Raw genomic sequence first — 8,470 nt, 5'->3', positions numbered from 1 at the left:
GGACATCAACTCTGGGAATAGATGATGTAAGACCTGCAAAGCAGGCTATCATTGCTTGAAAACCGAATCCCATTTCTTTAGGGATGGGAGTATGTCAATATACCGCCAATCTGATCAGTAGTTGTGTTTTTAAAACAACCATTCAAACAGGACAACCAGATACAAAATCAAAAAGTTTGCATGCAAATGCTCAGAAATAATTATTCAAGAAATCTAACAATTATAAGTCTTATTCTTATAGTTCATTTTCTCTTTGAGATAAAATATTTCTTATAGTTTTTCTTAAATAACTTTTCATTAAATTCTTTGGAGAACGTGCCAAAGAAGTAATTTTTTTTACGGTTGATGTTGCTTGTTGTTCCTCTTTCATTCCTTCCATAATCTCCTGAAGAATCTTATTTTGAATTTTAGCTTTAAAAGAGCCAAATGCTTTATCTCTCATGTAAAAGTATTCGTCAGGAGTAGGTATATATCTATATTTTTCGCACCAACATTGATGTGATTGTGCTTGCCATCCCTCCCTGCTAAATCCATTTTTGACTTCTTTACCATTCAATACATTAGTATTGCCTTTACTATTGGTCAAAGGAGATAATGCTATTGTCTGACTAACATCCATTCTGGAAACAATGACATGAGCATGCATGTTTAATCCGGGCTTTAAATCTCCTGGTCTTTTCAAACCTTGCTCATATTCCTTATCAAGATGGGTATAGTGTCTGTCTTCCTCAATTCTTCCAAAATACACAAGATCATCACCAGTTAGTTCTTTTTCTCGGTTAAAATTCTTGGCATATACATTCATACAATCACGAACATAATTCTTAAACTCATCAAATACCTGTTGCTTCTCACTCTCTGTTAATTCTGAAAATTCTGTTATTTTTTTCCCAGTAACATGCTTAACTAAATGTTGTATTTCTCTCTGCGATGGGCTGTAAGACAACATATAGAATTTGTCTTGGTTCTTTTTTAGAGTTCGCTTGTTATTATCTATTTTTTCAATCACATCAATAGGTGAAATATCATCAGCTGTATGAGAGAAAAAGGTTTTCCCCAGACCTTCTTCTTTACTTAAATAGTCTACCAATTTAACACAACTACCTGCATTTTGTGAGATATGCATGCTGTTTTTACCTGGTCTATAATATTTGCTATACACCTACTTATCCTCTAATTTTTTCAATTAATAATTTCTTATATTCTTTAGTTATAATGTAGTTTCCACTATTATCAACAGAAATATGTTGTTCTGAAATTAAATCATCTACAATTGCAGCCAGTTCTTTCCGATCTGATAGTTTAGTACTTTTCAAATTTGTTATTATCTGATTCATTTCAGAATTTTCTTTCTGCAACTGTTCGTTCATCTTTACCATTTCAAATACTTGCATTTCCTCTGGACCGATATCATCTCTTTGGGTTCCTGAAGCAATTGATTCAATAGTATGTAACATGGGATCAATCTTTGTTGTTTCAATGCTTCTAATAATCTTGATGGCATTTTCCAATCTATCAGAAAGTGTCTTAAAAGTTTCAGTAATGGTTTTAGTAATAGTAAGTGCTGGTGGTAAAGTGCGATAATTCTTAGGATCAATGCCATTCATTATAACATAGTCAATAATATCGTCAAACCACTGGCTATAGGTTGTACGTCCCTTTAAAGAATCTATCTTATTTTTTACCAGAACATCTATTTTTAAATTAGCATATTCTATTTTCTTTTTTAAAGCCATAAAGTAATCATATTTATTTGATACAAAGATAATTAGATTTAATCATTATCTATATTTTATCCATTACATTTTTTGGAAAATAAGTTAATATACTGATTATTAATTAATTAATTGAATCTATAAATATAGTGTTCTACCATATATATAATTAAGAATCAGATATTTATATATCTTTTTCTACCATTATTCTCCATTTTGAAAAAATGATAATTATTTAAATATCTCATATATAACGCTTTGCGTTATTAATTCACGTGTATGCGTGAATTCTTCTTGCTTACCACATTACACTTCGTTCCATTTCCAAAATGGGGGCTTCGCAATCGGTAGGGAAATAAATTTACATAAAATCAAATTTTATTTACACGCTGTGCGTTGATGATTTTCGATTTGCTATGCTAATCTAGCACGCATATCATTGACATACCCATCCGGTAAAGCTGGCATTCGATTTTTCTTTTCTATATTTGATGAATTTAATATCTGCGGAAACAATAAATCACAGCAAAAAACGGAGTTAATGTTACTTCTTCTGTCGTGAAGTGTATCTCATTAAATCAATGTCCCTATTTATGTATTTTCTTTCGATTAGAGCGTTTATTTTCTTTTTTGGATAATTCCCTTACTAATTTAGGAACATTTCAAATTCGAACCGAAAACGTAAAATGTGTGATATAACTGCTTAAATTTTTAAATTTATTTTCCCTATTATTGAAAATGGTTTTCAGAACATTTATTGAAAATGATTTTCTGAGATTTCTTCTTTAGCTTTCTTTGTTTTAGCTGAAAATCTTTAGCTAAAGCTAGAGAAAAGAAGGGGTCGTTTTTAATTCGCTGATTATCAGCCGTTTAAAATTTTACGCTCACCCTTCTGGAAAGCGCTCACCCTTCTGGAAAGGTACGCTCACCCTTCTGGAAAGAACGCTCACCCTTCTGGAAAGGTACGCTCACCCTTCTGGAAAGAAAAAACGACCATTTTTGCTTACGCTCACCCTTCTGGAAAGAAAATTTTGTGAATTTTATGACGAAAAGTGTCGGTTTTAATTTTACGCTCACCCTTCTGGAAAGAAAAACCCTCTTTTTTTGCCTACGCTCACCCTTCTGGAAAGAATGATCTACTTTTTTCATCTACTGTACGAATCTTCGGTTTCTAGCCTGTATACACACAATTTTGGATGTTACATTTTTTAGCTTTCAATACGTATCTATTCAATTATTAATAAATAAAAATGCCTTTAACTCTTTCATACAGGTGATTTAACAGTCTAAATCTCGCTTTATATTTGAAATTTCAACGTTCGAACAAAATATTAATTAATATATCTCGTGCTGATATATTAAATTACTCATTGATACGTTGGTTAGATATTTTAAAAAAACATGGATGATGCATGAAAAAAAAATGAATCTTCATAATAAAACCTGGATTTAAAAAGAAATCCTGAATTTCCAGTTTTTCTCCGCCTATTATGCAAAATAGAAATCAGCTTCTTCTTGAGATGTTTATTCAAAAGGATATAATAAATCTGAGTTAATTTATTAGGACACAAGACTAAACTTACTTTAGCTGGTTAATTCTTCTTGAAGTTATAATAATATGGAGTTCCATTTAAATAGACATAAGAAAACTGTGGAGTGATTTGCGAAAAGTTAAAGCTGAATACGTTTATAAAAATAGAGAATTTGCCATATTCTTGTTTTGATCAATATAATACTGATCAATCTCAGGTTTGCATTTAGAGTTAATCGGCATGGTTTTTAGTCGCTTTGTGAGAGCAAATAATAAACTTCCATCTGTAGTATTGAAAATGACTAGATATTTGAACGTATCTATTATTTAAGGATCTTTTTGCTGGGTATATGAAAAAGATATTTAAAGTTGTTCTGAAAATTGTTTCTTATCATCATCAATGATGCCTTAATATTCCAATATCTAAATTATAAGCAATAAAAGCAAAGTATCTTCAATATATTATACATTTAAGGAGTTTGGCTTATTTGTATATTAAATTAAGAGCGTTTACTAAAATTATAATTATTGAAGGACTTTTATTTGTAGAATACACTTTACTAAAATTCCAACATATACAATTTAGCACACACACTCTAGAGGAAATGCTAATGATTCTATTACGAAATAAGTGCTTACAATTTTACGCTAACGCTTTGGGGGGGGAAATATGTGACATAGGATTTAGCTGCAGCAAATTCTATCGTAATATTAGTGTAGGTCTAGCATATAAACTTTGTAGAATGTGTATGATCTATCTTTGTGGGATTACGCTCACTTAGATATTGGTTTATCGTGACAAATTACTGCATGATAAATCCATCTTGCTTTGATAGACGCTAAATTTGGTGCTTTTTGATCGCTGTGTCCTCTTTTCTTTGGGTTTGCCAATGTTTTGTTTTCGATTAACCTTTCCTCGCTTAAACCGATTGAAAAAGGGAAAGTTCATCCAATTTTTTTCCCTATTATTGAAAATGGTTTTCGGACTATTCTTGTACTATAATTATATATTTTAGGTGGTTTAGGTTATTAGGAATTTGGTGCACGGTTTTACACATCTAAACGGCGTTTTAGCTCTTGTGGGGGACTTCAAAGGTGCACGGTTTTACACATCTAAAATCAAAAGTGCACGGTTTTACACATCTAAATTGAGTAAGGTGTACACTTATACACATCTAAATTGAGTAAGGTGTACACTTATACACATCTAAATCGAGTAAGGTGTACGCTTATACACATCTAAATCGAGTAAGGTGTACACTTATACACATCTAAATATTGCAATAACCCCGTAAGGTGTACACTTATACACATCTAAGTATTAATTGTCGGCTGTTTTGTTTGCTGGTGTACGGTTTTACACATCTAATATAATATTTAATAAAAAACTTATGTATTATGGTGTACACTTTTACACATCTAAGCATTAATTGGCAGCTGTTTTGTTTGTTGGTGCACGGTTTTACACATCTAATATAGTATTTAATAAAAAACTTATGTATTATGGTGTACACTTTTACACATCTAAGCATTAATTGCCAGCTGTTTTGTTTGCTGGTGTATGGTTTTACACATCTAATATAGTATTTAGATAAAGAGTTTATGTATTATGGTGTACACTTATACACATCTAAAAAGAGCTAGGTGTACGGTTTTACACATCTAATTAAAGTATCTAAATAAAGAATTTATGTATTATGGTGTACACTTATACACATCTAAATCAAAATATAATTTTATCTTTCTCAAAGCCCATTGCTTCTGGGGTTGTACCATAGATAGCTTGAAAATTTCTACGGTAAGCGGTTTCCTTTTCTTCCATGTCTTCGGTAGAATGTATCCATTCAATAAATCTACGATTCTCTTCTTCCTTCGTTTTCACATCTTCGAAAATTTGTGAAGACATCGGAGCTTTTAGCTTATTGCTAATGTAATATTTCATCATCTCATCATAAAAGCGAGTAGTAAAAGACGCCTTAAAGCTTTCATTAAAATAATTCAAAGTCTCTTCAGGGAAGAAAAATTGTACGGTATATGCCCACTTCTGGCCAGTCCCTTTAATAAATTCATATTCAAACTTAGTCGTCTTCAGAATACTATTTATCCTGTTCAGAATCTCTCCAATCTTTCTTTTCCTGTTTTTATTCTCTTCGACATTAATATTGAAGATTTTAGCGAGCTGATCTACAGACAAAGTGAAATATGGGGCTTCTCCTTTTGTTATCTTATATTTGATGAGGAAAATCATCCTGGAAAGGTTAAGATAGAAATATCGATAACCAGCTCGATCGGGAATTTTTTTATAATCTTGTGGTTCCAAAAGATTATAGCTAGTGAAAAATGTATTGGCTATTTTATCGTTCAATTTAACCGAATATAATCTTTTGGTTTTCTTTTTCGTAGAGGTATCAGTGATTATATCCAACTTAGTTATGATTTGAACGAAGTTATAAGTGGTTTTCCCGTTTGAATTACTAGGAAAAGTTAGGTTCTCTTTGCCTAGTTTATAAAGGGCAACTTCGAAAACAGTTTCTATGGGATGTTTGATCTCTTCCTGATTGGTGCCAGAAATAAGTAACTCCGGACTTTTTTGACCGATAGCCTTAGCTATCTGATCCGGACTTAGTTTCCGTTGCATGTTAGTCCTATCATATCCCATTTCGCTGCAAAAGTCACTAACAGAAAACCATACTTCACCAAAAAGATTCTTTGGTTGCCTACCGGCGAGAAAAATGACTAGATCTGCAGCTGCATTATTCCCTGTCGTTTCGTATAATCTCTCTATCAAATCTAAATTGTAATATTCACTCAAAGCTCGAGGTACTCGAACCAAGTTTTTATCCTTTTCAATCATAGTTATTTTCCTTTAGTAAATTAGATACTCGCTTCTCTCTTTGTCGCAAAGGATCTTTAGAGAGAGTATCTTTTATGTCAGCAACATCATTGACCAATAGACTCTCAATATAATTCTTTAGATTTTGTCCGTTAAGAGCTGCCTTTACTGAAAGAGCAGGAAATATGTCTTCCGGAATGTCAATCACTTTTCTTTTCTTTAATTTTTCATTCATAATATTTCATATGTTTTGTTTCTACAAATATATATTATATATACGATATATACAATGGTTCCTCAAAATTTAAGTTATATGTTTCTCTTCAAGCGTGTTACATTTTACATTCTTGCAAATAGAAAAAACGTTCTTGCAAATGGAAAGGTTATGTTCGGGCAGATGGAAAATACTTTTTGCAGTTGTTTTGTATTATTTTTATGCCGACGCTCATGCAATTTCGTAAGAAAACATATCCATTTATGACTTTAATACAATTGAATTAACATAATCTTCTTGGTCGATCAAACTTAGAGGTTTTACGCTCTGACAAAAATATCTTCTTCATTACACTTGGTGTTATTAAGAATAGTTTTATATTTATTAAAAATGTTTGATGAGTCTACTAATTAAAGTAAACCATTTCTCTTAACAGATTTAAAAAGGCGGTATAATGAAAGATTATTCGAACTCAAGGAATAAAGAGTCAAGAACCTTACCTACTAATCCAAAAGGTAGTAACCAGGCACATATTCAATTTCAGAAAGACCCTTTGGGATGGTACAAATTGAAAACAGATTCGAACTTAAGGGGTGAAGGTCCCGAATATAGTATTCTCAGAGATATTAAATCAGGAGAAGAAGTCATGGTAGTAGATAAAGGCGACCGCTTATCAAGATTTAAGCTTAGCCTTCTAACCAGAGAACATTCATGGGTAAAAGCTGGCGATAATTATGGATGGATTAAAGATGATAGTTTAATCCCGGCAACAGCAGCCTATGATAGAATGACTTCAAATGGTCTGCTTTGGAACCATGTGTGGTATGAACAAAACACAAAAGCATTAGGTAAAATAGGAAAAGCGTATTTTGAAAAACTATCAAAATTAAACATAGATTCATTAAACTATCGAAAAAAACACTCTGGGGCTAATTCTACGGCCTGGTTCAAAACTAAAGTAGAAGAAATAGAAACACTATTAAATAACACTGTAGTTAACCATTATACCAATTCTGTCAAGGCAAAAGCAATGCTTGAAGTTAGAGAGATGAAAAGTCAAAATCGATTAGCCATTGATAATCCTGAAATACCTCACAACACACAACCATTTGATGAACAAGGGTTAGCCAATACTGATTTTTTATTTTTCTTTATTGAACCACATGATACGCAACTAAGAGATACGCGCTTTGCATCTGGTGGTGGTGCCCCTGCAAGAATCTCTGTTCCTATTCGAGAGTCTGGTTTATTGACTCATGGTTGGGTTATGATTACGGACTTTGCACAAAGAGAATTTCCAACCGTAAAAGCCACAGAGGACGATAGTGATTTTAATTCAGCTATACCTTCCAGATTGTCGAGAATGGCCTCTCATTACACTAAGATGATAAGAAGTTTTGCACCAGGACAGTTTAACCCAATGGAACCATTTTTGTTAACTCCTCCTAATGAAGAATCTCAAAATGTTTTCAATTTTATATCCCAATTAGTTTTATCTGATAGAAAGTCTCAGCAGATATATCATATAGATCATGAAAAAAAGATCGGAATACCTGAGCAATTATATAATAATATTCTTGTTGGAAGTGATATTATCCCAGGAATTGCCAATAAAGCTGCCTTAGAAATCTATCATATTAATTGTATTAACACAGTATTGGGCCAATCTCTTATTGATCTTCATGGAATCCCTTTAATACATCGAATCTTTCATGACTTCTTTAGGCCACAGGCTATGATTCCCAATAGTATGGTGATCAAACGTGAATATGTACAACCGACTGAGATATTGGAAGGAGACTAGTTAATAAGATTAAATTGATTAAAGTTTTTTTTAGTTTCCGAAAAATATGTTTATCTTTGCATGAAGATTAAAATTGCGAACAAATGTATAGGTCAATCAATTCGTTTATTATGCTTATTTTGCTGTTAGTGTTCTGTTAGAACTAACCGTAAAAATATAGCTTGCATCTGAACTAACCTTAGTACTCCCTTCATACCATCCTTCAAAGGTTTTACCTGAATTAGCTGTAGCCACGACAGTACAACTTTCACCATCGGCATATTTTCCTCCCCCAGTAGCAGTACCACCACCATCGGTATTTACAATGATCGTAAACTCCTCTTTGAACGATACGTTGAACTTCCAGTCTTGCGATTGAATATTAAACTTATAA

The 8,470-nt window shown here is 32.3% G+C and carries 6 protein-coding genes; 1 reads left to right on the top strand and 5 read right to left on the bottom strand.

Annotation, left to right across the window (positions count from 1 at the left end):
• Positions 1 to 235 precede the first annotated feature (235 nt).
• The 4 genes from D0T87_RS15675 to D0T87_RS15660 form a co-directional block, all read right to left on the bottom strand.
• Positions 236 to 1,126: a DUF5712 family protein gene (locus D0T87_RS15675; RefSeq protein ID WP_163176086.1), complete on the bottom strand. Its 891-nt coding sequence runs from the start codon at positions 1,124 to 1,126 to the stop codon at positions 236 to 238.
• Positions 1,127 to 1,166: 40 nt separating this feature from the next.
• On the bottom strand, positions 1,167 to 1,736 hold the full coding sequence (locus D0T87_RS15670) for a BfmA/BtgA family mobilization protein (protein ID WP_163176085.1): 570 nt from the start codon (positions 1,734 to 1,736) through the stop codon (positions 1,167 to 1,169).
• Between the two features lie 3,233 nt (positions 1,737 to 4,969).
• On the bottom strand, positions 4,970 to 6,100 hold the full coding sequence (locus tag D0T87_RS15665; RefSeq protein WP_163176084.1) for a hypothetical protein: 1,131 nt from the start codon (positions 6,098 to 6,100) through the stop codon (positions 4,970 to 4,972).
• Positions 6,093 to 6,314 (bottom strand): hypothetical protein, encoded by a 222-nt coding sequence (locus D0T87_RS15660; protein WP_163176083.1) that lies wholly within the window; start codon positions 6,312 to 6,314, stop codon positions 6,093 to 6,095. Before D0T87_RS15660 ends, D0T87_RS15665 begins: the two co-directional genes overlap by 8 nt.
• Before the next feature lie 433 nt (positions 6,315 to 6,747).
• Here D0T87_RS15660 and D0T87_RS15655 point away from each other — a divergent pair, with 433 nt between their 5' ends.
• The gene (locus D0T87_RS15655; RefSeq protein ID WP_163176082.1) at positions 6,748 to 8,097 is read left to right on the top strand and encodes a hypothetical protein; all 1,350 of its coding nucleotides are present in this window, start codon (positions 6,748 to 6,750) and stop codon (positions 8,095 to 8,097) included.
• Positions 8,098 to 8,211: 114 nt separating this feature from the next.
• Here D0T87_RS15655 and D0T87_RS15650 read toward each other — a convergent pair.
• On the bottom strand, positions 8,212 to 8,470 hold a 259-nt coding region (locus tag D0T87_RS15650), incomplete at its 5' end, for an InlB B-repeat-containing protein (protein ID WP_203558700.1).

Origin of the sequence: Bacteroides sp. 51, assembly GCF_010500965.1 — a bacterium.
Taxonomy (GTDB): Bacteria; Bacteroidota; Bacteroidia; order Bacteroidales; family Bacteroidaceae; genus Bacteroides.
Note: the sequence above shows the minus strand (reverse complement) of the source record. Positions and strands in the feature narration are given on the sequence as shown.